Raw genomic sequence first — 928 nt, forward strand, 5'->3', positions numbered from 1 at the left:
GCGTGCCCCAAGGCCGGCCTGCAGCGGACCATGTTCAGCGCCACCATTCCGCCCGGGGTGGAGGAGCTGGCGCGCTCGGTGCTGCACGACCCTGTGCGCATCGTCATTGGCGTGCGCACCGCGGGTGCGTCCACCATTTCCCAGCAGCTGGTGTTTGTGGGGCGGGAGCAGGGCAAGCTGTTGGCGATGCGGCAGCTGATCCAGCGTGGACTGCGCCCGCCCGTAATTGTGTTTGTGCAGTCCAAGGAGCGTGCCCAAGAGCTGTTCCGAGAGCTGGTGTACGATGGCGTGAGCGTGGACGTGCTGCACGCGGATCGCACGCAGGCGCAGCGCGACGCCATCGTGCAACGCTTCCGCACGGGCAAGATCTGGATGCTGATCGCCACCGACTTGGTGGCGCGCGGCCTGGACTTCAAGGGCGTGAACTGCGTCATCAACTTTGACTTCCCCCAGAGCGCAGTGAGCTACGTGCACCGCATCGGTCGCACGGGCCGTGCGGGCCGAAGCGGGGATGCCGTCACGTTCTTCACGGAGAGCGATGTGCCCATGCTGCGCAGCATCGCCAACGTCATGCGGCTCTCCGGGTGCGATGTGGCGGAGTGGATGCTGCATCTCAAGAAGACGCCACGGGAGACGCGCAAGCGGATGGAGCGCAGCGCGCCGAAGCGCCCCCGTATCAGCACCATGTCGGCCTACGACCGCAAGCGGCTGCACAACCGCAAAGAAGCGCGCGGTGCTCAGCAGGCAAAGCAGCAGCGGCGCCTCGCGAAGGGGGTTGAGCAAGCGGAGGAGTAAGCTTCTGTACGCGAGTGGTTGTGGTTCTTTGTTCAGTGAATGGTGCCATGGGGAACAGATGGTACGTGCCCACACTCTTCGCACTGCGTGTCGTCCACCAACGCGACCAAGACACCAGGGGCACCGCCAATTG

General features: G+C 65.0%; 1 protein-coding gene. It reads left to right on the forward strand.

Annotated elements, in window-relative coordinates:
* The coding region (locus ACK41V_RS23540; protein ID WP_409786104.1) for a helicase-related protein at positions 1 to 795 on the forward strand (795 nt) is incomplete at its 5' end.
* Between the last annotated feature and the right edge of the window lie 133 nt (positions 796 to 928).

The organism is Acidovorax sp. (assembly GCF_046291265.1).
GTDB lineage: Bacteria > Pseudomonadota > Gammaproteobacteria > Burkholderiales > Burkholderiaceae_C > Acidovorax.